Origin of the sequence: Pseudomonas rhizosphaerae (genome assembly GCF_000761155.1) — a bacterium.
GTDB lineage: Bacteria > Pseudomonadota > Gammaproteobacteria > Pseudomonadales > Pseudomonadaceae > Aquipseudomonas > Aquipseudomonas rhizosphaerae.
Genome location: NZ_CP009533.1, coordinates 2,598,583 through 2,621,940 on the forward strand (window position 1 = coordinate 2,598,583; position 23,358 = coordinate 2,621,940).

Here is a 23,358-nt window from a genome sequence, read left to right on the forward strand (position 1 = left end):
CTTGGCTAACGCCTGGTCAACATCGAGCGGACGGTGTAGGACAGGTGCTCCAGGGTAAACGGCTTGGTCAGCACGTGGGACCCGGCGGTGGGCAGCGTATCGGTGTCCACCGCCTGATCTGCATAGCCAGTGATGAACAACACCTTCAAGTTCGGCTCGATCGACCAGGCGGCATCCGCGACCTGGCGGCCGTCCAGCCCGCCCGGCAAGCCGATGTCGGTGATCAGCAGGTCGGCCTTCACCCCGCCCTGCACCAGCGACAAGCCTTCGACGCCATTCGCTGCCTCCAGCACTCGATAGCCTTTTTCCCGCAGCGCCTCGCCGACCATTTGCCGCAGCGTGCCTTCGTCGTCGATCAGCACGATGGTTTCACCTGTGGCTTCGGTATCCAGCACAGGTCCACTCACTACAGGCAACGCGGTGACCTGTTGGCCTTCGTGTCGTGGCAGGAACAGATGCATGGCCGTGCCCTGCCCAGGCGTGGAGTCGACGCGGATCTGCCCGCCGGACTGGCGCACGAAGCCGTAGACCATCGACAAGCCCAGCCCCGTGCCCTGCCCCAATGGCTTGGTGGTGAAGAACGGATCGAACACCCGTGCCACGGTCTGCGGGTCCATACCGGTGCCGCTGTCGGTCACGCTCAGGCACACGTACTGACCCGGTTGCAAATCGTTCTCGGTGCGCGCCCGAGCGAACTGATGGTGATTGCGCGCACGCAACCATAGGCTGCCGCCCTCGGGCATGGCATCGCGAGCGTTGATGCACAGGTTGAGCAGTGCACTTTCCAGCTGGTTGGCGTCCACTCGGACCCACCACACATCGTCGTCGCTCTGGGCAGTGAATTCGATGCTCGGGCCCAGGGTCTGGCGGATCAGGTCTTCGAGGTCGGCGATCAGCACCCTGGGTTCGACGGCACGCGGCGCCAGCGTCTGCCGGCGCGAGAAGGCCAGCAGGCGATGGGTCAGGGTCGCAGCCCGGGCAGAGGCTCCCTGCGCGGCGTCGATGTAGCGCTTGAGCTCGCCGATACGGCCCTGTTCGACGCGTTGGCGGAGCAACTCCAGGCTGGCACTGATGCCGGTCAGCAGGTTGTTGAAGTCGTGGGCCAGGCCGCCGGTCAACTGCCCGACCGCTTCCATCTTGAGGCTGTGGCGCAACTGCTCTTCGACCTGCTGCAACATCAGCGCGCGTTCGCGCTCCTCGGTGACGTCGCGTCCAACGGAGTGAAACGAATCATCGGTGGGCACCGCCGCCCAGGCAATCCAGCGATAACTGCCATCACGGTGGCGCAACCGGCAAGTCATGTCATGCAGGCGCTCGCCGTGAAACAGCGGCACCATCGCCAACGCTACCGAATCGTGGTCGTCGGGGTGGATCAGATCGACGGCGTGGCGGCCGAGCAGCTCTTCGGTGTTCCAGCCCAGTACTCTCGACCAGGCAGGGTTGATGGCAGTGACTTCCAGCCTGCGGCTGGTCACCAGCATGATGTCGGACGAGAGGTCCCAGAATCGGTTGCGTTCGGCCGTACGTGCCATGGCTTCACGTTCGAAATCTTCGGCGGCCTGTTCGGCTTTTTCCCTGGCTTGCACGGTGCCAGTGGTTTCGATGACGGTGTCGAGCATACCGACGATGGTGCCGTGCTCGTCGCGCACCGGGCTGTAGCAGAACGTAAAATACGCCTGCTCGGCTTTGTCGTTGCGCTCGATGACCAGGGGGAAGTTCTCGATGTAGGTCGCTTCACCTTCGAAGGCTCGCGCCAGGATCGGTTCGATCTCGTCCCACACTTCGCTCCAGACGATGTGCAGCGCAACCCCCAGCGCCGGCGACTTGCCGGTCAGCAGGGGCGCGAACGCATCGTTGTACAGCATGATGCGCTCGGGTCCCCACGCCAGGCAGCCAGGAAAGCGCGAGGCCAGCAACATGTCGACGGCGATGCGCAGGGCGGCGGGCCAGCTGGGGATCGGCCCCAGCGGTGTCGCAGCCCAGTCGTGGCAGCGCACTTGCTCGCTCATGCCACCGCGGGAAAAGGGAAACGGGTCGGTCATCTTCAACTCAGGCAGTGGATCGCGCAGCAACGATAGCATCCGCACGGGTCTGCGGCGACCCACCTGTGCCCTTGCCGTTCAGGAAAACCCGGTCACCGCATGGGGTACATAGGGCTGTTCCAGCCGCGCCGTTTCCTCTTCGCTCAACGACAGCTGCAACGCGGCCAGGGCATCGTCCAGCTGCGCAGCCTTGGAAGCACCGACGATCGGCGCCGATACGCCGCGCTTGTTCAACACCCAGGCCAGCGCAACCTGGGCCATGGGCACGCCACGCTCCTGGGCGATCTGCTCGACCATATCGATGACCTTGCCATCCTCGGCCTCGGTGGCGGCATAGAACGACTGGCCGGAAATGTCGGTACGGGTGCGTTCGGTTTGCACGCCGTGCGGACGGGTCAACCTGCCGCGTGCCATCGGGCTCCAGGGCATCAGGCCCACGCCCTGGTCCAGGCACAGCGGAATCATCTCGCGCTCTTCTTCGCGATAGATCAGGTTGAGGTAGTTCTGCATCGAGACGAAGCGGCTCCAGCCGTGGCTGGCCGCGACCTGCTGGGCCTTGGCGAACTGCCAGGCGTACATCGACGAGGCACCGATGTAGCGCGCCTTGCCGGCTTTGACCACGTCGTGCAGTGCTTCCATGGTCTCTTCGATCGGCGTGTGGTAGTCCCAGCGGTGAATCTGGTACAGGTCGACGTAGTCGGTGCCCAGGCGCTGCAGGCTGGCATCGATGCTGGCCATGATTGCCTTGCGCGACAGGCCCTGTTCGTTGGGCTTGTTCGAGCCCTCCCACATGTTGGCCGGGAAGAACACCTTGGTGGCGATCACGGTTTCTTCGCGGCGAGTGAACTCCTTGAGCAACTTGCCGACAATGACCTCGGACGTACCGGCCGAGTAACTGTTGGCCGTGTCGAAGAAGTTGATGCCCTGCTCCACCGCGTGCTTGATGATCGGCCGGCTGGCGTCTTCGCCCAGGGTCCAGGGGTGGGTACCGGCGTCGGGCTCGCCGAAGGTCATGCAGCCCAGGCACAAGCGGGAGATGTCCAGGCCGGTGTTGCCCAGCTTGACGTATTTCATGGAGAGGCTCCTGCGGTGGACCGCGCGACATGCCGATCCGATGCCCGTTACCTTAGCCCTCACTGGAAAACGACATAACCCCCAGGCGTCGCACCTGAGCTATGCAGAAATTCACAAGCGCGGCAGCACGGCCATGCAGGTGCGCACGAATTCGCCGACCGCCTGGATGCGTGGCGTGGCGCGCACGTCTTCGTGGAACGCCATCCAGACTTCGATGTTCAAGGTGTCCGCCTCAGGGTCGACCCGTTGCAGGCCATGTTCGGCGGCGATGAACGCCGGCAGGCAGACGATACCCGCCGCGCCGGCAGCAGCCAGCGCCTGCACGCGCAGGTCATTGCTGCACAGCACGAAGTCACCACCCTTGGCCTGCTCCACCAGCCAGCGATGCTGGATGGATTTGGCTTGCGAAGCGTCGTAGCCGATGAACCGCGGCTTCGCTGCCTGCGCCAAGTAGGCAGGGCTAGCGTACAGCGCATAATCCAGGTGCCCGAGCAGACTGGCCACCAGCGTCGACTCCAGCGGCCGCGCCAGGCTGACCGCCACGTCCGCCTCCCGGCGCGCCAGCGAGGTCCGCGACTTGGTGCCCACCAAACGCAGCGACAGCGCCGGGTGCTGCACCAGCAAGGTACCGGCATGGGGCGCAATCAGGCTGCCCAGCAACACCGGCGGCGCCGACAGCACCACTTCGCCCTGCACGTCCGGTTGATCGGCGCCGGCGTAGTGCTCCAGGGCAAACGAAGAAGCGCTCATCTGCTCGGCGAACTCGGCAATCCGCAGGCCCTGGTGCGTCAGCACGTACGCGCGAGACCGACGATCGACCAGTTTGAGGTTGAGCGCGCTTTCCAGTGAAGCAATACGCCGGGCCACGGTGGCATGGTCCACCGCCAGCGCCTTGGCCGCCGACGCCAGCGAGCCAGCTCGCACGAAGGCCGCAAAGTGCCTCAGATCTTCCCAGTCGAACATGGATACCCTCGTCAGTGAGAGGGCATGATACCCATGGATCTGTGCAAACACCTGTACCGGCTGCACAAGCCGCGTGCGACCCCGTTGTTGTTGCTACCTGGATACGTCGTTGACTTTGAACAGCCACTCGAAGGCCTGCGGCAAGGTAGGGGAAGCGCTGTCGATCGGCTGCACGGCGATCTGGTCAGCGGTACGTTTGAACAACGCCTTCACGCCCGGCAACACAGCGACTGGCATGTCTGCGGCCAGCAGTTGCCGCTCCGCTTCCTCGACCTCCTTCAAACGCCGCGGTGCATGCAGTACGTGGGTGCGGATCAGGGCGCCGAGGAAATCACGCAGGCTTGCCTGGTCGATATCGCTCAATGCATCGTGCAGCTTCTCGCTGACACCCTGTTTCTCCGCCGCCATGAAACATTCGATGGTCAAGGCTTCCAAACCCTTGGTGAACACGCTTCTGAGGATCTTCAGCGCCGCAGCATCGCCGGCCGCGCCCTCCTCGACCGGTTTGAGCGGTGCGTCAATGCCTGAGAACAACGTCAGCGCCCGATCGATACCCGTACCCGCACCCAGCAGATTGGTCTTTGCGTGAGTCAGGGCGATGGCCCCAAGGATCGCCACATCAACGTAACCGATACCACGCTGCGCGGCAGAGTCGGCGGCGGTTCTGATCAGGGCGGGATCGGCGGTGGTCATATCCACGTAAAGCGTATCCCTGGCCATGTGTGCAAGGGCCTGCTCGGCCACGACCAGCGAGACGGTGCCGAACACACACGACACCACGACATCGCAGTCCGGCGCGAGCTCGGCCACCGATGCGCGGATGTCCTGGCCTGACTGTTCTGCAAACGCTGTCGCGGCAGTGGATGGCTTCAAGTCGCACAGGACCACTTCATGTCCGGCCGCAGCCCAGGGACGTGCATAGGTCAGCCCGACTTCGCCCGCACCGATTATTCCAATTCTCATTTCCTCATCATCCCGATTCAGTGAGCGGCGTAGGCGCCCTTGTAGGTTCCTGCAGCGATCTGCGCCAGCATTTCAGCTTCTTTGCGTTCAGTCGCATGGCAGTCGCGCAACAGCGCTGCGGCGCGAGAAGGGGCGAAAGCGACGATACCGTCGTGGTCACCCACCACGAAGTCACCTGGCGATACGATCATCCCGTCGATGCTGACCGGAACGTTTATGTCACCCGGTCCGTTCTTGTACGGGCCCAAGTGGATACCGGCTCGCGCGAACATGGGAAATGAACCTTTGCCCAAGGTTGCCAGGTCACGGATCGCACCGTCGACCACCACCCCGGCAGCACCTCGTTTTTCGGCAATTGCGGCCATGATGTCGCCCATCAAGGCACGGCTGATGTCGCCACCACCATCGACCACCAGCACGTGGCCCGGCTCGAGCAACTCCAGGGCCTGATGAATCGCACGGTTATCGCCTTGAGCGACTTTCACCGTCAGCGCAATGCCGGCCATGGTGCCTTCGATCCTGTGGAAAGGCCTCAAGGCTGCGCCGGGCAGGCGATCCAGGCAGTCACTGATGATCGAGGTCGAGGTTCGAGCAAACGCGGTGACCAGTTCGTCACGTTCGGATGTAACAAGTACTGCGGTCATAGACCTTCCTCCGATGGCAGATGGAATGAGCATAAACCTGTCGACGAATAGAAAAAGCGATATTATGCAATGCATAAACATTCTATTTGGGAATGATCATGATCACATTGCGTCAACTGCTTGCCTTGCACTGGATCGAGCGTCTGGGTACGTTCGAGCGCGCTGCTGACCATTTGAGCACGACTCAATCGGCCATCTCCAAACGTGTCCAGGAGCTCGAGGCTTCGACGGGTATGCAGCTGTTCGATCGCTCGCAACGCGGCGCCAGGTTGACCAGCGCTGGCGAGGAGCTGCTGGTGATAGCGCGAGAAATGCTCAACCTTGCCGAGCGTATCGACTCGCTCAAGGAAGGCACGCAAGTGGTCAACCGACGGCTGAGGCTGGGTGTCACCGAACTCACGGCATGGACCTGGCTGCCGCGACTGATCACCCGATTGGTGGAGGATTTTCCCGGTCTCACCATCGAACCGGAAGTCGACATGAGCCGCAACCTCCATGAAAGACTCATGGACGACATGATCGACTTGATCATCATCCCCGACACCTTCACGGCGCCGGAGGTAAGCTCAATCGCGCTGGGCAAGGTCGAGAATGCGTGGATGGCCGCGCCGGGTCTGATTGCCCACGAGGGGGTGCTTGACCTGGCCGAACTGGCCAAATACCCCATGCTGGTCCAAGGCAAGAAATCAGGATCGGGCTTGTTCGTGAACAAATGGCTTCGCACCTTAGGTATCGATCTGCCCAAGACACTTTCGTCAGACAGCCTTACGGCCATGCTCGGCCTGACCGCAGCGGGGCTCGGGGTGACCTATCTGCCACTGGAATGCTTTCGACCGCTGGTGGATGAAGGCAAATTGACCATCATCCGTACCAACCCTGAGCTGCCACCGGTGCCGTACATGGCCATGTATCGCAATGATCGTCCTTCTGCGTTCATGACCGAGGTGGCGGCACTGGCGGTGGAGCTGTGTGACTTCACTCGGCAATTGCAGCGCTGAACCAGCGGCGCAGCCCGCCCACCCGCTTCACCCCGCGGCAGGCTCGGCCGTATCGGCCGGCTCCGCGATGGTCAGCACGAATGCCAGCGCGGCAAGCGAACACACCCCAAGGAAAATGAACACGGCGGTCCAGCTGTAGCTGTCCAGCAGAAAACCGGTCACCAAGGGCGCTATCGCACCGCCCGCCTGCCCGGCGCTGTTGACCAGCGAAGCGGCCACCGGGTAAGTGCTGCGGCTGGTAAGGCCCATGGAGTACACCGAGAAAGACGAGTAGCCGATGTTCAACAGGAAACCGGTGCCGAACAAAAGCAAGCTCACCGCCAACAGGCCATTGGGGGCGTAGACCAGTGCCACCATCATCACGCACGTGGCGACCGCGCTGATCATCATGGTCGGTTTGCGACGACGGTCCAGAATCCGATCGGAGAACCAGCCGCCGACGATGTTGCCCAACACGCCACCTGCGAACGGCAGAGCGGCGATGAAACCGACCTGCATCAATTCGAAATGCTTCACTTCGCTCAGGTATTTGGGCAACCAGGCCAGCAGCACATTGACCACGCCGGTCATCAGCAGGTAGCCCAGGCCGCAGCCCCAGATGTTCCATGAGGCGAACACCGATTTCGAAGAAGCCAACGGTGCCACGCGCTGGTAGCGCAGCACCTTGTCCAACGCACCGAAGTCTCTCTGCCTGCGCTTGGGCCCACTTTCGGCCGGTGTCTGATCCTCGATGTGGTCGGCTTCCGCGCCGTTGACCCGTTTGCAGGCACGCGGGTCATTGGGCACCGTCCACCACCAGATCAATGCCAACAGCAGGCCGGGAATGGCGAACACGATGAACATTGTGCGCCAGTCGTAGAGCATGATGATTGCAGCGCCGACAGGGGGAGCGATCACGGCGCCCATTTTGGCGGCCGAAAGAAAAGCGCCCGTGGCCAGGCCTTTCTCACCCGCGGGAAACCAGCGGTTGATGGTGCTGAGCATCGACAGCGGAAGTGCCGCCTCTGCAATACCCAAGGCTGATCGATAGATCTTGATCATGCCGAAGTTATGCGCGGTCCCAATCAACAGTGTCACGATGGAGGTCAATGTGATCGACACCGGCGCAACGAGACGAACGCCCAGGCGACTGATAATGAAGCCCGCTGGAATCTGCCCCAATGAATAAAACAGGAAAAAGGCGCTGACCAGCATGCCCGCCTGGGCATTGCTGGCGCCGAACTCTTTCTGGATGTAGGGCAAGGCAATGCCAATGTTGGCACGATCCGCGGCTGCCAGCATGTACACCACGACGATGACGGACAGAACTATCCAACGATACTTCGACCTGGCCGACCGAACGGCGGCTGCGGAGTGGGCTAATTCGACCATGAGTGTTCCTTTATTATGGTTGTTCGATGGCCGAATCTTGGTCAGTACGCACAAATAGAAAAAGCGATAAATAAGCACAACGAATCATTCCATGCTGGCATGGCAGGCGACAATCAGCGTGCCGGACTTAAGCCATCGACGACCCACACTGATCGCTCTCGAACAGCTCACTACTAGAGCATGTGCCCAGTCCAGATGCCCTGCGCGACCAACTGCGAGGCCAGTTCGACGAAGGTTTCGCTCACGTGCCGAGCTGCAGGACTGACCTGACGATCAGCAGGCGACACCATCACCAGCTTGCGCATCGGCGTCGGGTCCACCAAAGGTGCCGCGCACAGCGTACCGTTCTGCAAATGACCGTAGATCGACGCCAGAGGCAAGGCGGTGAAGCCGAAGTCGTGTCGTACCAGCTCGATCATCGCCCCCAGCGAATCTGCTTCTACACTGGCGCAGATCGTGAAGCCGGCCTCTGCGGCACACTGATCCATGATCTTGCGCAAACCGTGGCGCGGGCTGGGCAAAATCATCTGCTCAGGCGCCAGCGTGGAAAACCGTACCGGCGTATGCATCGACAATCCGGCAGCGGGCGGACCTACCAGCACCAGATTCTCCATCATCACCGGCACGATGCGCAGGGTATGCAAGGGCGCCAGGTCGTAGGAGATGGCCAGCTCCAGCTCGCCGCGCTGCAACCAGTCCATCAGATAGCCGCTGAACGCGGAAGAGAAACGAATCGATAGATCCGGGTTGGCTTCGCGTATTCGCTTGACCAGGCGCACGGTCACGATTTCGGCAATGGTCGGGGTGGTACCGATGGCCACCGACCCACGGAATGACAGGTGCTCGCCTGCCACCGAGGTGCGTATGGCGGCGAGCTCGGCCATGATCCGAGTGGCGTGCTGAAGCACTTCACTGCCTGCTGCAGTGATGATCATGCCGCGCCCATGCCGTTCGAACAGATAAACGCCGAGTTCTTTTTCCAGCAACCGAATCTGTCGGCTGAGCGCCGGTTGCGCGATGTGCAGTCGATCCGCTGCCTTGCTCAAGCTACCCAGCTCGGCAACGTGTATGAGGGTCTTGAGCTGAACGACATCCATGGACAGGCCGTGACGCAAAGAGGAACACAGGCGGCAGTCTAGACCGCGGTCGATGCCGGAGCTAGACAATCTGGGCATATCAGTTAGTAGCCTGCTGCCCTTATTGAATCGCGCGCCCTGGAGTAGTTTGAACTGCAGGTCGCCATCACCGTAGCGGCCCCATGACAACAATAAGATCAGAGGGTCTGCATCATGCCCAAACCATTGCTTCATATCGATCAAGCTGTCGACAGTACCCGCCCGCCCAATCGGATCAGGGCGATCGTAGGTGCCTGCTCGGGCAATCTCGTGGAGTGGTACGACTTTTTTATCTACGCCTATACCGCCATTTACTTCGCGGCGTCGTTCTTTCCCAAAGGCGATACCACCACGCAGTTGCTGGCCACAGCAGGTGTATTTGCGGTCGGCTTCTTCATGCGCCCGCTGGGCGGTTGGATTTTTGGCTGGGTCGCCGATACGCGAGGGCGCAAGGTTTCGATGATCATTTCGGTCTTCATGATGTGTGGCGGCTCCTTGCTGATCGCCGTGATGCCGACTTATGAAACGGCAGGCATTGCAGCACCGGTCATGCTAGTGGTGGCTCGCCTGATCCAGGGGTTGTCGGTGGGAGCCGAGTACGGCACGGGTGCGACCTACATCAGCGAGATCGCTACGCCGGGGCGACTCTGCTTCTATGGGTCATTTCAGTATTTCACCATTATTGCCGGGCAGTTGCTGGCGCTCTTCACCGTGGTGATCCTGCAGCAAACGCTCAGTGATGAGCAACTGCGCGACTGGGGCTGGCGCATTCCCTTCTTCATAGGTGCCGCCAGCGCCGTGGTGGTGGTCTACCTGCGTCGTTCGATGCACGAAACCGCTACGCACAAGGACATGCATCGCAAGGGCGCAGGCTCACTGCGCGGCCTGTTCAAGCACAAGCGCGCGGTCGCGCTGGTCATTGCGTTCACCATAGGTGGATCGCTGTATTTTTACACCTTCACTACCTACATGCAGAAATTCCTCGTCATCTCGGCGGGATTCGATGCAGCCACAGTCAGCTTCATCATGACCTGTGCACTGATCGGTTTCATGCTGTGCCAACCGCTGTTCGGTCTGCTGGCGGACCGCATCGGGATCAAGGCTCACATGCTGATGTTTTCAGGTCTCGGGATCCTGCTGGTGATTCCACTGCTCATGGCGATCCGTTCGACTCACGATCCGTTTGTGGCTTTCGCTCTGGTGTTCGCCGGTCTGGTCATCGCTTCGCTCTACACACCCATCGCAGGCATCGTCAAGGCCGAACTGTTTCCCCCAGCGGTACGCGCCCTTGGCGTCGGTTTCCCGTATGCGATCGGCAATGCTGCATTTGGTGGCACTGCGGAATACGTGGCGCTGTCGTTTCGCGCCGAGGGGGCGGAAACCTACTTTTTCTTCTACGTTGCGGCCGTGCTCTGCGTGACATTCATCGCCTCGCTTCTGATGCCCCATCTGGGTCGTCACGGGTACATCAGCGGCGACGGCAACATCGAGGAAAACACGGGTAGACATCCACGCGAGGCGCAGGCCGCCAAGGCATCGACTTGATCGCGAGCTATGCCGCCGCGGCATATCTCAAAGAGAAAAACGGTAGTCGTCATGCCCTGTGAGTGGCGCCATGATCCATAAAAACAAAAGCAGCAATGGAGACAATCATGTCATCGAAAGAAGCTGAAAATGGCTGGCAGGAAGACGTCTTTCGCATCCTCAAGGCTCATGACGTCAAGCACGTCGTGTTCGTTCCGGATGCCGGTCACTCGGCGGCGATCCGTATGTCCTATGCCGATCCCGATATCAATGCGGTGGTGTTGACGACCGAAGAGGAAGGTATTGGCTACCTTGCCGGGGCCTGGCTGGGCGGCGAACGAGGGGCATTGTTGATGCAGTCCAGCGGTGTCGGAAACTGCATCAACACCTTGGCGCTGCAGAATTGCGCGGGGTTCCCACTGCTGATGGTGGTGACCCTGCGCGGTGACTGGGCCGAGTTCAACGCGTGGCAGAACCCCATGGGGCAGGCTACCGAAGCCTCACTGCGATTGATGAACGTCATGACCTGGCGCGCCGATGTCGCCGAAGACGTCGCACCGCTGCTTCACGGTGCTGCCACCATGGCGTTCAACGGCGATGCCGCCACTGCGCTGCTGCTGGGCCAGCGTCTGATTGGAGAGAAAAAATGGATCAAGTAAGCGCCACTCATACGCTGTGCCGCCGTGAGGTGGTGCGCACACTTCTTGCCGATCGTCAGGACTTGTTGGTGGTGACCGGGCTGGGCTCGGCGTCCTACGATGTCATGGCCGCAGGTGACGACCACGGCAACTATTATCTATGGGCCGCCATGGGCAGTGCGATCACCGTGGGCCTTGGGCTTGCCAAGGCTCAACCGGAAAAGTCGGTGGTGGTCGTTACGGGTGACGGCGAATTGCTGATGGGCCTGGGGGCGTTGGCTACCGTTGCCCTGCAAAGGCCGGCCAACTTGACCGTTGTGGTACTGGACAACGGCCACTTCGGCGAAACCGGAATGCAGGTCAGTCATGCCGGATTTGGCCTCAAACTTGATCAGGTAGCCCAAAGCTGCGGCTTCGCCTGGACCACGGAGATCCGCGAGATCACCGGCATACACGACCTGCGCGAGCGCATGGGCACACGCGAAGGCGTGAAACTGGCAACGGTGAAGATCAAGGCGGAAAATCCGCCAAGGGTCCTGCCCCCACGTGATGGCCACTACATCAAGAACCGCTTCCGCGCGGCGCTTGGCCTGCAACCGATCTGAGCGTTCCCCATGCCCTCGCGGGCCGCCGCTCCAATGCCCCCACCGCGCGTACGCGGCGGGGGCCTACCACGACCACCGAGATGACACGCATGCATACCTCTACGCTGGAAAGCGCGCAGGTGCCCGACGCTGCGAGCAAGGTCCTGCTCGCCGCCCGCGCGCTGTTCGTCGAAGAAGGTTACACAGCCACGAGCATGCGCCAGTTGGCGGCGCGTGTCGGCGTGCAACCCGGCAGCCTGTACCACCACGTCGCCAGCAAACAGGATCTGCTACTCGACGTGCTGATGGACATCGCGACCACTCGGCTGGACGCCTGGAGGTACGGCGCCTACACCCGCAACGTAGTGGGCTATCTGCGTTTTCGAATGGATCGTCAGGCGGCTCATCCAGACGAAGAGGCCTTGTTACGGTACGAATCACGCCACCTTACCCGCGAGCAACGCTTGTATCTGGAGACAGCCCTGGCTCAATTGCAGCAACCGTTACGCGACTTTCTGGCGAAGGATCGTCGACCGGGACGTTTCGTGGCGCAAGACCAGGCGCGATCGTTCGAAGCCCTGCTGGCGCTGATCGACGCTGCCAACGACATGCGCCGTCGACCCGTGCCGGTCGAGGCGTCCTGGATTCGGGGCTGGATCGAACAAACCAGCCGGGCTCTGCTAGACAGACGCAGAGTGGCGAACGAAGGGTAGTACCGAGAGCACCAGAATCAGGCTGATCAAGGCCAGTACACACAGTGCCGACAGCACGCCCATTGCGCCAAAATGCTGCTGCAGGTAGCCACAGGCCAAGGGGGTAATTGCCTGACCGATCAGCGAAGGCCGCGACATCTTGCCCATCATGGCCACGTACTGTGCCGGTGGCATCAACGCCAGCGGCAAAAGTCCACGCACGATCGCGCGCAGCCCGTTGCCCAACCCGAACAGCACCAGCCCGACGGCGGTAGCGCCTGGCGCACAGGCGACCAGAAACAAGCCCACGGCGATCAGCACGACGGAAATCAGTGCCGTCCAGATCGGATGGCGCTTGCCTGCCAGCATCAGCAGGATCCTTGACGACACCTGACTGGGCCCCAGCAGCGCCGCCAACGCAATGGCGCTGGCGAGCGAATGACCCAGACCCTGCAGCACCACCACCAGTTGCACCGAGACGGCGGTCATGATGATCGCGCCTAGGGCGAAGATCCAGATCAGGGGCAGGTACAGCCGCCGATCCAGGCTACTACTGTCGCCTGGGGCCGGGACTGCGCGCACCTCGAGTCGGCGTACCTGAGGCAGCACCTTGAGGTACAACGGTGTGGCCAGCACCAGCAAGATCGCATAGCCGATACAGGTATAGCGCCAGCCAACCTGTTCGATGAGCCACGCGACGGCCGGCCAGGTGAGGGTCGTGGCAAATCCCGAAATCAGGGTAATGCCGGTGATGGCCCTGCCGGCACGCTCGGCATAGAGCGCGCCCAGGGTGGCAAACAATGCCTCGTAGAGGCCTGCAGCCATGCCGACGCCAATCACGACCCAGGCCAGCATGAACACCGGCAATGTTTGACTGGCCGCCATGATCGCCAGGCCGGCGGCAACGATCATGCCGCTGCCGGCAAGCTGGACACGACCACCATGGCGTGAGACCAGGCGACTCGACAGCGGGGCCAGCAACGCGCTGGTCATCAGGCCCAGAGACAGCGCGCCATACACCCAGTGACTGCCCCAGCCGGTTTCGCGCGCGATAGGCTCGCCCATGACCGCGAGCAGGAAGAACGACCCACCCCATACCAGAATCTGCAGCGCGCCCAGGCAGAAGATGCCAGGCGTGGTAGGAAGAGGAATTTGAGCTTGCACGGGAAACCTTCGAGATGACGGGGCTAGCGGGAGGGCGCGCGGCGAGCCCTGCACGAGTCGATGCGAGATCCATTGAATCTGACGCGCTTGGCCATTCTAGAGCGCTCGCTCAGCAGTCGCTAAACAATGTCGTTATAACAGCTAGCGGGCGATTGGATCGGTGCGTGTTGCATCAGGCACAAAGCGCCCGTTCTCGATGTGGAGAAAAAACGCTTGCCGAAGCCTGTTCTTGGTATACCATAATACCAGATACACACCCTCCAAGAAGGAAACAGGCATGAGCTTCGAGATCCGCAAAATCGTCACCTACTCCGAAGAGACCCGCATCGAAGGCGGCAAGGCCACCGACACTCCGGTGACCATGGTCGGCCTGGCGGTCGTCATCAAGAATCCCTGGTTGGGCCGCGGCTTCGTGGATGACTTGAAGCCGGAGATCAAGGCCAACTGCTCGGACCTCGGGGCTCTGATGGTCGAGCGTCTGGTGGCCAGCATCGGTGGTGCCGACAAGATCGAGGCTTACGGCAAAGCCGCCGTGGTCGGTGCCGATGGCGAGATCGAGCACGCTTCGGCCGTGATCCATACCCTGCGTTTCGGCAACCACTACCGCGAGGCGGTGCAAGCCAAGAGCTACCTGAGCTTCACCAACAAGCGCGGCGGGCCCGGCACCTCGATCCAGATCCCGATGATGCACAAGGACGACGAAGGCCTGCGCTCCCATTACGTCACCCTGGAAATGCAGATCGAAGACGCGCCACGGGCCGACGAGATCGTCGTGGTCCTGGGCTGCGCCAACGGCGGGCGCCTGCACCCGCGCATCGGCAACCGCTACATCGACCTGGAAGAGCTGGCTGCCGAAAAGGCTCAGTGACCCATTTGACTCAGGAGCGCTCCATGATTCGGCTTACCCCTGAACGCACTGCGGCCGGTACCAGTTACCTTGCTGCCGGTGACGGCCCGCCCGTGGTGTTCATCCATGGCGTGGGCTTGAACAAGGAAATGTGGGGAGGCCAGTTCGTCGGGCTGATGCCGCACTATCGGGTCATTGCCTACGACATGCTCGGACATGGTGCCAGCGCGTTGCCTGCGCCAGGCACGGCGCTGCTGGGTTATGCCGATCAACTGCTCGAGCTGCTGGAACACCTGCAGTTGCCTGCGGCAACGGTGATCGGTTTCTCGATGGGCGGGCTGGTGGCGCGGGCATTCGCCCTGCACTATCCCGAACGACTGCAGGCCCTGGTGGTGCTCAACAGCGTGTTCAACCGCAGCGCCGAACAGCGTGCGGGGGTGATAGCGCGCACTGGCCAGGCTGCCGAACATGGCCCCGATGCCAACGCCGAAGCCGCGCTGTCGCGCTGGTTCAGCCGCGAGTACCAGGCAGCCAACCCGGCGCAGATCGCCGCGCTGCGCGAGACCCTGGCCAGCAACGACCCCCAGGGCTACCTGACCACCTACGAGCTGTTCGCGACCCAGGACATGTACCGGGCGGACGACCTGGGCAGTATCCAGGCCCCGGCGTTGATCGCGACGGGTGAACTCGATCCGGGTTCCACGCCGCAGATGGCCCGTGAAATGGCCGAGCGCATTCCCCATGCCGAAGTGGCGATACTTCACGAACAACGGCACATGATGCCCGTGGAATCGCCCCGGCTGGTCAACCAGATGTTGTTGAATTTCCTTACCCAGGCCCGGCGCCTGGACAATCAGGCACAGGGGATCGTCGCATGACCCTTTCACGCTTTCAGATGTGCATCGACGGCCAGTGGGTCGATGCGCTGTCCGGCAAGACCTTCGAAAGTCACAACCCGGCCCTCGCTCAACCCTGGGCTTTGCTGCCCGATGCCGACGAAGCGGATGTCGACCGCGCCGTGCAGGCCGCACAGCGGGCATTCGAATCGCCGGCCTGGCGCGGCCTCACCGCCACGGCGCGGGGCAAGCTGCTGCGTCGGCTGGGCGACCTGATTGCCGACAACAAAGAGGCGCTGGCTCAACTGGAGAGCCGCGACAACGGCAAGCTGATTCGCGAAACCCGCGGCCAGGTGGGTTACCTGCCCGAGTTCTTCCACTACACCGCAGGCCTGGCCGACAAGCTGGAAGGCGGCACGCTGCCGTTGGACAAGCCCGACCTGTTCGCCTACACGGTGCATGAACCCATCGGCGTGGTGGCCGGGATCATTCCCTGGAACAGCCCGCTGTACCTGACCGCGATCAAGCTGGCACCGGCCCTGGCCGCCGGCAATACCATCGTTCTCAAGCCGTCCGAGCATGCCAGCGCGACCTTGCTGGAGCTGGCACGCCTGGCCCTCGAAGCAGGCATTCCGCCGGGCGTGGTCAACGTCGTCACCGGTTATGGCCCGAGCACCGGCGCCGCCCTCACCCGCCACCCGCTGGTGCGCAAGATCGCCTTCACCGGCGGTGCCGCCACCGCGCGCCATGTAGTGCGCAGCAGCGCCGAGAACTTCGCCAAGCTGTCACTGGAGCTGGGCGGCAAGTCGCCGAACATCATTTTCGCCGATGCCGACCTGGACAGTGCCATCAATGGCGTGGTGGCCGGCATCTACGCAGCCTCCGGGCAAAGCTGCGTGGCCGGCTCGCGCCTGCTGGTGCAGGATGAGATCTACGACGAGTTCGTCGAGCGCCTGGTGGAACGCGCCCAACGCATCAAGATCGGCAACCCGCAGGACGAGGCCAGCGAGATGGGCCCGATGGCCACCGCCCAGCAATTGGCCGTGGTCGAACATCTGGTCGCGCAAGCCGTGCAAGAAGGCGCTACCCTGCGCATGGGTGGCCAGCGCGCGCAGACCGACAGCGACGGCTGGTACTACCAACCGACCCTGTTCGAGTGCGACAGCCATTCCATGAAGATCATGCAGGAAGAAGTGTTCGGTCCGGTGGCATCGGTGATTCGGTTTTCCACCGAAGCCCAGGCGCTGGCGATGGCCAACGACTCGCAGTTCGGCCTCGCAGCCGGCATCTGGACCCGCGACCTGGGCCGTGCCCATCGCCTGGCCCGTGACGTGCGCTCCGGGATCATCTGGGTCAACACCTACCGTGCGGTATCGGCCATGGCACCGATCGGTGGCTTCAAGAACAGTGGCTATGGCCGTGAAAGCGGGATCGATTCGGTGCTGGCCTACACAGAACTCAAAACGGTATGGATCAACCTGTCCCAGGCGCCCATGCCCGACCCATTCGTGATGCGTTGAGGTAATTTGAAATGATCGAGCCCGGCATCTACAAAGAAGTGATGGCCTCCTTTCCCTCCGGCGTGACCGTGGTCACCACGCTGGACCCAGACGGTGGCATCGTCGGTATCACCGCCAGCGCATTCAGTGCGCTGTCGATCGACCCGCCGTTGGTGCTGTTCTGCCCCAACTACCAGTCGGACACCTACCCGATCCTGCGTGACAGCAAGCGCTTCGCGATTCACTTGCTGTCGGCCGATCAGCAGGCCGAGGCCTATGCCTTCGCCGGCAAGGGCAAGGACAAGGCCCGGGCAATCGCCTGGCACCTCAGCGAGCTGGGCAACCCGCTGCTGGAAAAAGCCACGGCCATCATCGAGTGCGAACTGTGGCGTGAATACGACGGCGGCGATCACGCCATCATCGTCGGCGCGGTGAAGAACCTGATCCTGCCCAGCGAGCCACTGACGCCCATGCTCTACCATCGCGGCAAACTGGGCGCGCTGCCCACACTGGGCTGAGTGCGCGAGCATGGACAATCCGCTGCCGCAGGTCGGCAGCGCCGAGGGGTGGCGTGTTAGACTCGCCGATGTTTTTTTGCCTTCAACAGAGCGGACCCGATGAAACGCCTGCCCCTCGACGACAGCTTCAAGGTCAATCGCAACCCGGTCACCCTGCGCGAGATCGTGCTCGACAAGTTGCGCAGCGCCATCATGAATTTTCAGCTCCTGCCCGGCGACCGCCTGGTGGAACGCGATCTGTGCGAACGTTTGGGCGTTAGCCGCACCTCGGTGCGCGAAGCCCTGCGCCATCTGGAATCCGAAGGCCTGGTGGAGTTCGCCGACGCCAAGGGTCCGCGGGTGGCGATCATTACGCTGGAAGACGCCCGCGACATCTATGAGCTGCGCTGCGTGCTCGAAGGCCTGATCGTCCAGCTGTTCACCCTCAATGCCAAGGCCAAGGACATCCGCGCCCTGGAAAAGGCGTTGGCGGTCAACCGCAAGGCCCTTGAGGAACGGGCGCTGTCGGACGTGCTCAGTTCCGTTCAAGGCTTCTACGACGTACTGCTCGAAGGCTCGGGCAACCAGGTCGCCGCGACCCAGTTGCGCCAGCTGCAAGCGCGTATCAGCTACCTGCGTGCCACCTCGGTGTCACAGGAAAACCGCCGTGGCGTGAGCAGCGACGAAATGGAACGCATGGTTGCCGCGATCAAGAGCGGTGACCCGATGGCGGCGCACCAGGCGTCGGTCGATCATGTACGCGCCGCTGCCAAGGTGGCCCTGGAATCGTTGCGTCAACAGCGCAACGACGACCACAAGGTCCGCGACATCGCCGCGCCCATCGCCCTCAAAGAACCGCGCATCGGACACTGACATGGCCACTCTACGGTTTTGCCCACATTGCGGTGCCAACGGCCTGAGCCTCGGCATCCCGGCGGGCGATACTCACGAGCGGACCTTCTGCGGCGGTTGCGGCCACGTGCACTACGTCAACCCCAAGGTCATCACCGGCTGCATCGTCGAAGCCGACGGCAAGTACCTGCTGTGCCAGCGGGCGATCCCGCCGCGGCCCGGCACCTGGACCCTGCCCGCAGGCTTCATGGAAAGCGGCGAAACCACCGAGGAAGGCGCCCTGCGCGAGCTGTGGGAAGAAGCCGGCGTCCGCGCCGAGATCATCTCGCCGTACTCGATCTTCAGCGTGCCGCGCATCAGCGAGGTGTACATCATCTTCCGCGCCATGGCCCTGGAAGTGACGGACGCTTTCGGACCGGAAACCGCCGCGCGGCAGTTCTTCGCGCCGGCGGACATTCCGTGGGACAGCATCTACTATCCTGCCATCCGGCAGATCCTGGAACGCTACATCCAGGAACGCGAGACCGGCACCTACGGCATCTACATGGGTAACGACGACACCGGTCGCATCCACTTCATGCGCTAGCCCGTCACCGCCTCGCAACCCTCCACGATGATCACCTCGGCCCTAGCCGCGCCTGCACGCAGCCCGGCTGCCTGCTGGTATTCGCGCGATTGATAACAGGCTTGCGCCTGGGCGTACGAATCGAACTCGATCACCACGCTGCGCTGCGGCGTTGCCCGGCCTTCCATGGCTTGCGAGCGCCCGCCCCTGGCCAGCAGGCGCCCGCCATACTGGGCGAAAACCGCCGGCGCACTCTGGGTGTAGAGCACGTACTGGGCAGGATCGGTGACGTCTACATGAGCAATCCAATAAGCCTTCATTTTCACCTCGACAGGGGGATAATTTACGTATTATGGTATACCACGATTTAGTGAATTCTCCCAAGTGGTCAGCCATGATTGGCTTGCCAGGATCAGTCAGCAAAATCAGTTTGCCAAGATCCGTTATTCAAGGTTATTCGAGAGAGTGCAGGCATGGCGTTCGACAGCATCGAAGAAATCATCGAGGACTTTCGCCAAGGCAAGATGGTGTTGCTGGTGGACGACGAAGACCGCGAGAACGAGGGTGATCTGCTGCTTGCCGCCGATTGCTGCACAGCCGAGGCCATCAGCTTCATGGCCCGCGAAGCGCGCGGGCTGATCTGCCTCACGCTCACCGATGAACGCTGCCAACGCCTGGGGCTGGAGCAGATGGTGCCCAGCAATGGCAGCGGCTTCGGTACCGCGTTCACGGTTTCCATCGAAGCGGCCAGCGGCGTCACCACCGGCATTTCCGCCGCCGACCGGGCGCGCACCGTTGCCGCCGCAGTGGCACCCCAGGCCAGCGCCGCCGACCTGGTACAACCGGGCCACATTTTCCCCCTGCGCGCCCGCGAAGGCGGTGTGCTGACCCGCGCCGGACATACCGAAGCCGGCTGCGACCTGGCGCGCCTGGCCGGGTTCACCCCCGCCGCCGTGATCGTCGAAGTGATGAAGGACGACGGCACCATGGCCCGCCGTCCGGACCTGGAACTGTTCGCGACCCGCCACGGCATCAAGATCGGCACCATCGCCGACCTCATCCACTACCGCCTGAGCAACGAGCACACGGTGACGCGCATGGGCGAGCGCGACTTGCCCACGGTGCACGGCACGTTCCGCCTGGTCAGCTATGAAGACCGCATTCAGGGCGGCGTGCACATGGCCATGGTCATGGGCGACATTCGTCGCGAGCAACCGACCCTGGTGCGGGTCCACGTCATCGACCCGCTGCGCGACCTGGTCGGCGCCGAGTACACCGGCCCGGCCAACTGGACCCTGTGGGCGGCGCTGCAGAAAGTCGCCGAGCACGGCACCGGCGTGGTGGTGGTGCTGGCCAATCACGAATCGTCCCAGGCCCTGCTCGAGCGGGTCCCGCACCTGACTCAACCCGTGCGCCCCTATTCACGCACGCAGACACGTATCTATTCGGAAGTCGGCACCGGCGCGCAGATCCTGCAGGACCTGGGCGTCGGCAAACTGCGCCACCTGGGCCCGCCGCTCAAGTACGCAGGCCTGACCGGCTACGACCTCGAAGTGGTCGAAAGCATCGCGTTTCAAGCACCAACCTCGCAGGCCGGCGCCACGGACGATATCGGCCTCTGAAGCAACCGATCCACCAGGTCGCCTTGACCTGACTGCTCCCGATACGCGGGTGTGGAACCAGCCCGCTCAAACAATGACAAATGAGGGCGTACACGATGGTATTCAAAAAACGTGCGATAGCAGCGTTGGCTGCGGCGACCCTGGCATTCACGGCGGGCACTGCCGTGGCGGCCGAGCCGTTGAGTTTCGTCAGCTGGGGCGGCACTACCCAGGACGCACAGAAGTCGTCATGGGCCGATCCGTTCAGCAAGAGCAGCGGCACTGCGGTGGTCATGGATGGCCCGACCGACTACGGCAAGCTCAAAGCCATGGTCGAAAGCGGCAACGTGCAGTGGGATGTGGTCGACGTGGAAGCCGACTTCGCCCTGCGCGCGGCCAGCGAAGGCCTGCTCGAACCCATGGACTTCAAGGTCATCGACCGCAGCAAGCTCGATCCTCGGTTCGTTTCGGACTACGGCGTAGGCTCGTTCTATTTCTCCTTCGTGCTGGGCTACAACGAAGGCAAGGTCGCCGCCGGCAAGCCGCAGGACTGGACCGCGCTGTTCGACACCAAGACCTATCCCGGCAAACGCGCGCTGTACAAATGGCCCAGCCCGGGCGTGCTGGAAATCGCCCTGCTGGCCGACGGCGTCGCGGCCGACAAGCTCTATCCGCTGGACCTGGACCGCGCCTTCAAGAAGCTCGACTCGATCAAGAAGGACATCGTCTGGTGGGGCGGCGGCGCGCAGTCGCAGCAACTGCTGGCCTCCGGTGAAGTCGCCATGGGCCAGTTCTGGAACGGTCGCGTCTACGCCCTGCAACAGGACGGTGCGCCGGTCGGCGTGAGCTGGAAGCAGAACCTGGCGATGGCCGACTTCCTCGTCGTGCCCAAGGGTTCGAAGAACAAGGAGGCTGCCATGCGCTTCGTGGCCAACGCCACCAGTGCCAAGGGCCAGGCCGACTTCTCCAACCTGACGGCCTACGCGCCGGTCAACACCGAAAGCGTACAGCGCCTGGACTCGGTCCTGGCGCCCAACCTGTCGACCGCGCACGTCGACGACCAGATCACTCTGGACTTCGCCTACTGGGCCAAGAACGGCCCCTCTATCGCGACACGGTGGAACGAATGGCTGGTCAAGTGAAGCTGTCCTCGCCCTCCGCGCTGGGCAGCACCGGGGGCGCCGCCGGCGGCCCCGGTGCGCTGCGTGCCGCCCAGCCACGACCCGGCCTGATCCAGCGCTGGCGGGGTTCGGGCAACCTGCTGCCGGCGCTGCTGTTTCTCGGTCTGTTCTTCTTCGCTCCGCTGATCGGCCTGTTGCTGCGCGGCGTGCTGGAACCCACGCCGGGGCTGGACAACTACCGTGAACTGTTCGCCAACTCGGCCTACGCCAGGGTGTTGTTCAACACCTTCTCGGTGGCCGGGCTGGTAACGCTGTTCAGCGTGTTGCTGGGCTTTCCCCTGGCGTGGGTGATCACCCTGGTCCCGCGCGGCTGGGGTCGGTGGATCTTCAGCATCGTGCTGCTGTCGATGTGGACCAGCCTGCTGGCGCGCACCTATTCCTGGCTGGTGTTGCTGCAGGCGTCGGGGGTGGTCAACAAGCTGCTCATGGCCCTGAGCATCATCGACCAGCCGCTGGAAATGGTGCACAACCTCACCGGCGTGGTAATCGGCATGAGCTACATCATGATCCCGTTCATCGTGTTGCCGTTGCAGGCGACCATGCAAGCGATCGACCCCATGGTGCTGCAGGCTGGTGCTATCTGCGGCGCCAGCCCCTGGACCAACTTCTTCCGGGTGTTCCTGCCACTGTGCCGCTCGGGGCTGTTCTCCGGCGCCTTGATGGTGTTCGTCATGTCCCTGGGCTACTACGTCACCCCGGCCCTGCTGGGCGGTGCGCAGAACATGATGCTGCCCGAGTTCATCGTGCAACAGGTGCAATCGTTCCTTAATTGGGGGCTGGCCAGTGCGGCCGCAGCGCTGTTGGTGCTGATCACCCTGGTGCTGTTCTATTTCTATCTGAAGCTGCAACCGGAATCCCCGGTTGGCGCCAGCAATTCGAGGTAAGTCATCATGCTCCTTACCCCCAATGCCATGAGCCGGCGCCTGCGCGTGGGCTTGTACCTCACCACGGGATCGATCGGCGTGTTCCTGCTGTTGCCGATCGTCTTCATCGTCCTGCTGTCGTTCGGCTCGTCCCAGTGGCTGGTGTTCCCACCACCGGGCTGGACCACCAAATGGTACCTGCAATTCTTCGCCAACCCCGAGTGGATGGCGGCAGCCTGGTCGAGCCTGAAAGTCGCCGCGCTCACCACCGTGTTCGCCGTGCTGCTGGGCCTGCCTACGGCCTTTGCACTGGTGCGCGGCAAGTTTCCCGGCCGCGAATTGCTGTACGCGGTGTTCACCTTGCCGATGATCGTACCGTTGGTGATCATCGCCGTGGCCGTGTATGCGCTGTTTCTCAAGTTGGGCTACACCGGCACGCTGTTCTCTTTCGTGGTCAGCCACGTGATCGTCGCCCTGCCCTTCACCATCATCTCGATCATCAATTCGCTGAAGCTGTTCGACCAGTCCATCGAGGATGCCGCGGTGATCTGCGGCGCGTCACGCCTGCAGGCGATCTTCAAAGTCACCTTCCCGGCGATTCGTCCGGGCATGGTCGCCGGCGGCCTGTTCGCCTTCCTGGTCTCGTGGGATGAAGTGGTGCTCAGCGTGATGATGGCCAGCCCGACCCTGCAGACCCTGCCCGTGAAAATGTGGACCACCCTGCGCCAGGACCTGACGCCGGTGATCGCCGTCGCCTCGACGCTGCTTATCGCCCTGTCGGTACTGGTCATGGTGGTTGCCGAAATCGTTCGTCGCCGTAACCCTGCCAACGTTTAGGAGCTGGA

24 protein-coding genes are annotated in these 23,358 nt (G+C 62.5%); 15 read left to right on the forward strand and 9 right to left on the reverse strand.

What is annotated here, in order from left to right:
- Positions 1-5: 5 nt before the first annotated feature.
- The 5 genes from LT40_RS11530 to LT40_RS11550 all read right to left on the reverse strand — a co-directional run bounded on the left by LT40_RS11530 (position 6) and on the right by LT40_RS11550 (position 5,686).
- Positions 6-2,081 carry a hybrid sensor histidine kinase/response regulator gene (locus LT40_RS11530; RefSeq protein ID WP_237749256.1) on the reverse strand — a complete coding sequence of 692 codons (2,076 nt, stop codon included), beginning with the start codon at positions 2,079-2,081 and terminating at the stop codon, positions 6-8.
- Positions 2,082-2,120: 39 nt separating this feature from the next.
- Positions 2,121-3,116, reverse strand: a complete 996-nt coding sequence (locus LT40_RS11535; RefSeq protein ID WP_043190170.1) for an aldo/keto reductase — start codon at positions 3,114-3,116, stop codon at positions 2,121-2,123.
- 111 nt (positions 3,117-3,227) lie between these two features.
- Positions 3,228-4,079, reverse strand: a complete 852-nt coding sequence (locus tag LT40_RS11540) for a LysR family transcriptional regulator (protein ID WP_043190172.1) — start codon at positions 4,077-4,079, stop codon at positions 3,228-3,230.
- Between the two features lie 93 nt (positions 4,080-4,172).
- Positions 4,173-5,042 (reverse strand): NAD(P)-binding domain-containing protein, encoded by an 870-nt coding sequence (locus LT40_RS11545; RefSeq protein WP_043190175.1) that lies wholly within the window; start codon positions 5,040-5,042, stop codon positions 4,173-4,175.
- Positions 5,043-5,059: 17 nt separating this feature from the next.
- Positions 5,060-5,686 (reverse strand): RraA family protein, encoded by a 627-nt coding sequence (locus LT40_RS11550; RefSeq protein WP_043190178.1) that lies wholly within the window; start codon positions 5,684-5,686, stop codon positions 5,060-5,062.
- A 98-nt stretch (positions 5,687-5,784) separates the two neighbouring features.
- On the opposite strand from LT40_RS11550, the gene LT40_RS11555 reads away from it, so the two are divergent.
- A complete protein-coding gene (locus LT40_RS11555; protein WP_043193607.1) occupies positions 5,785-6,684 on the forward strand; it encodes a LysR family transcriptional regulator in 900 nt (299 codons plus the stop codon).
- A gap of 27 nt (positions 6,685-6,711) precedes the next feature.
- Here LT40_RS11555 and LT40_RS11560 read toward each other — a convergent pair whose 3' ends face one another.
- Positions 6,712-7,965 carry an MFS transporter gene (locus LT40_RS11560; protein ID WP_202807706.1) on the reverse strand — a complete coding sequence of 418 codons (1,254 nt, stop codon included), beginning with the start codon at positions 7,963-7,965 and terminating at the stop codon, positions 6,712-6,714.
- A 263-nt stretch (positions 7,966-8,228) separates the two neighbouring features.
- Entirely contained in the window at positions 8,229-9,152 is a 924-nt protein-coding gene (locus LT40_RS11565) for a LysR family transcriptional regulator (protein ID WP_043190183.1), read from the reverse strand.
- A 192-nt stretch (positions 9,153-9,344) separates the two neighbouring features.
- Between LT40_RS11565 and LT40_RS11570 the strand changes: the two genes are divergently transcribed.
- The 4 genes from LT40_RS11570 to LT40_RS20955 all read left to right on the forward strand — a co-directional run bounded on the left by LT40_RS11570 (position 9,345) and on the right by LT40_RS20955 (position 12,629).
- Entirely contained in the window at positions 9,345-10,715 is a 1,371-nt protein-coding gene (locus LT40_RS11570; protein WP_052393403.1) for an MFS family transporter, read from the forward strand.
- Positions 10,716-10,822: 107 nt separating this feature from the next.
- Positions 10,823-11,353: a thiamine pyrophosphate-binding protein gene (locus tag LT40_RS11575; RefSeq protein WP_082223613.1), complete on the forward strand. Its 531-nt coding sequence runs from the start codon at positions 10,823-10,825 to the stop codon at positions 11,351-11,353.
- A complete protein-coding gene (locus tag LT40_RS11580) occupies positions 11,341-11,937 on the forward strand; it encodes a thiamine pyrophosphate-dependent enzyme (RefSeq protein ID WP_043190188.1) in 597 nt (198 codons plus the stop codon). The genes LT40_RS11575 and LT40_RS11580 overlap by 13 nt, the downstream gene beginning before the upstream one ends.
- A gap of 89 nt (positions 11,938-12,026) precedes the next feature.
- Complete coding sequence (locus tag LT40_RS20955; RefSeq protein ID WP_084139887.1) at positions 12,027-12,629, forward strand: TetR/AcrR family transcriptional regulator; 603 nt, start codon at positions 12,027-12,029, stop codon at positions 12,627-12,629.
- Here LT40_RS20955 and LT40_RS11590 read toward each other — a convergent pair.
- Complete coding sequence (locus LT40_RS11590; protein WP_084139793.1) at positions 12,597-13,772, reverse strand: MFS transporter; 1,176 nt, start codon at positions 13,770-13,772, stop codon at positions 12,597-12,599. The genes LT40_RS20955 and LT40_RS11590 overlap by 33 nt on opposite strands.
- Positions 13,773-14,049: 277 nt before the next feature.
- Here LT40_RS11590 and LT40_RS11595 point away from each other — a divergent pair, with 277 nt between their 5' ends.
- The 6 genes from LT40_RS11595 (at position 14,050) to LT40_RS11620 (ending at position 18,889) form a co-directional block, all read left to right on the forward strand.
- Positions 14,050-14,640: an amino acid synthesis family protein gene (locus tag LT40_RS11595; RefSeq protein WP_043190191.1), complete on the forward strand. Its 591-nt coding sequence runs from the start codon at positions 14,050-14,052 to the stop codon at positions 14,638-14,640.
- Positions 14,641-14,663: 23 nt separating this feature from the next.
- Positions 14,664-15,497 (forward strand): alpha/beta fold hydrolase, encoded by an 834-nt coding sequence (locus LT40_RS11600; protein WP_043190194.1) that lies wholly within the window; start codon positions 14,664-14,666, stop codon positions 15,495-15,497.
- A complete protein-coding gene (locus tag LT40_RS11605) occupies positions 15,494-16,975 on the forward strand; it encodes an aldehyde dehydrogenase (RefSeq protein WP_043190198.1) in 1,482 nt (493 codons plus the stop codon). Before LT40_RS11600 ends, LT40_RS11605 begins: the two co-directional genes overlap by 4 nt.
- 11 nt (positions 16,976-16,986) lie before the next feature.
- Positions 16,987-17,472 (forward strand): flavin reductase family protein, encoded by a 486-nt coding sequence (locus LT40_RS11610; RefSeq protein ID WP_043190202.1) that lies wholly within the window; start codon positions 16,987-16,989, stop codon positions 17,470-17,472.
- Positions 17,473-17,571: 99 nt separating this feature from the next.
- Positions 17,572-18,324 carry a GntR family transcriptional regulator gene (locus tag LT40_RS11615; RefSeq protein WP_043190205.1) on the forward strand — a complete coding sequence of 251 codons (753 nt, stop codon included), beginning with the start codon at positions 17,572-17,574 and terminating at the stop codon, positions 18,322-18,324.
- A 1-nt stretch (position 18,325) separates the two neighbouring features.
- A complete protein-coding gene (locus LT40_RS11620; protein ID WP_043190208.1) occupies positions 18,326-18,889 on the forward strand; it encodes an NUDIX hydrolase in 564 nt (187 codons plus the stop codon).
- Here the strand turns inward: LT40_RS11620 and LT40_RS11625 are convergent.
- Complete coding sequence (locus LT40_RS11625; RefSeq protein WP_043190211.1) at positions 18,886-19,188, reverse strand: DUF1330 domain-containing protein; 303 nt, start codon at positions 19,186-19,188, stop codon at positions 18,886-18,888. The genes LT40_RS11620 and LT40_RS11625 overlap by 4 nt on opposite strands.
- Positions 19,189-19,341: 153 nt before the next feature.
- On the opposite strand from LT40_RS11625, the gene ribBA reads away from it, so the two are divergent.
- The 4 genes from ribBA to LT40_RS11645 all read left to right on the forward strand — a co-directional run bounded on the left by ribBA (position 19,342) and on the right by LT40_RS11645 (position 23,350).
- On the forward strand, positions 19,342-20,490 hold the full coding sequence (gene ribBA / locus LT40_RS11630; RefSeq protein WP_052393405.1) for a bifunctional 3,4-dihydroxy-2-butanone-4-phosphate synthase/GTP cyclohydrolase II: 1,149 nt from the start codon (positions 19,342-19,344) through the stop codon (positions 20,488-20,490).
- 95 nt (positions 20,491-20,585) lie between these two features.
- The gene (locus LT40_RS11635; RefSeq protein WP_043190215.1) at positions 20,586-21,611 is read left to right on the forward strand and encodes an ABC transporter substrate-binding protein; all 1,026 of its coding nucleotides are present in this window, start codon (positions 20,586-20,588) and stop codon (positions 21,609-21,611) included.
- Positions 21,596-22,534, forward strand: a complete 939-nt coding sequence (locus tag LT40_RS11640; protein ID WP_043190220.1) for an ABC transporter permease — start codon at positions 21,596-21,598, stop codon at positions 22,532-22,534. Before LT40_RS11635 ends, LT40_RS11640 begins: the two co-directional genes overlap by 16 nt.
- Positions 22,535-22,540: 6 nt before the next feature.
- Entirely contained in the window at positions 22,541-23,350 is an 810-nt protein-coding gene (locus LT40_RS11645) for an ABC transporter permease (RefSeq protein ID WP_043190224.1), read from the forward strand.
- Positions 23,351-23,358 lie beyond the last annotated feature (8 nt).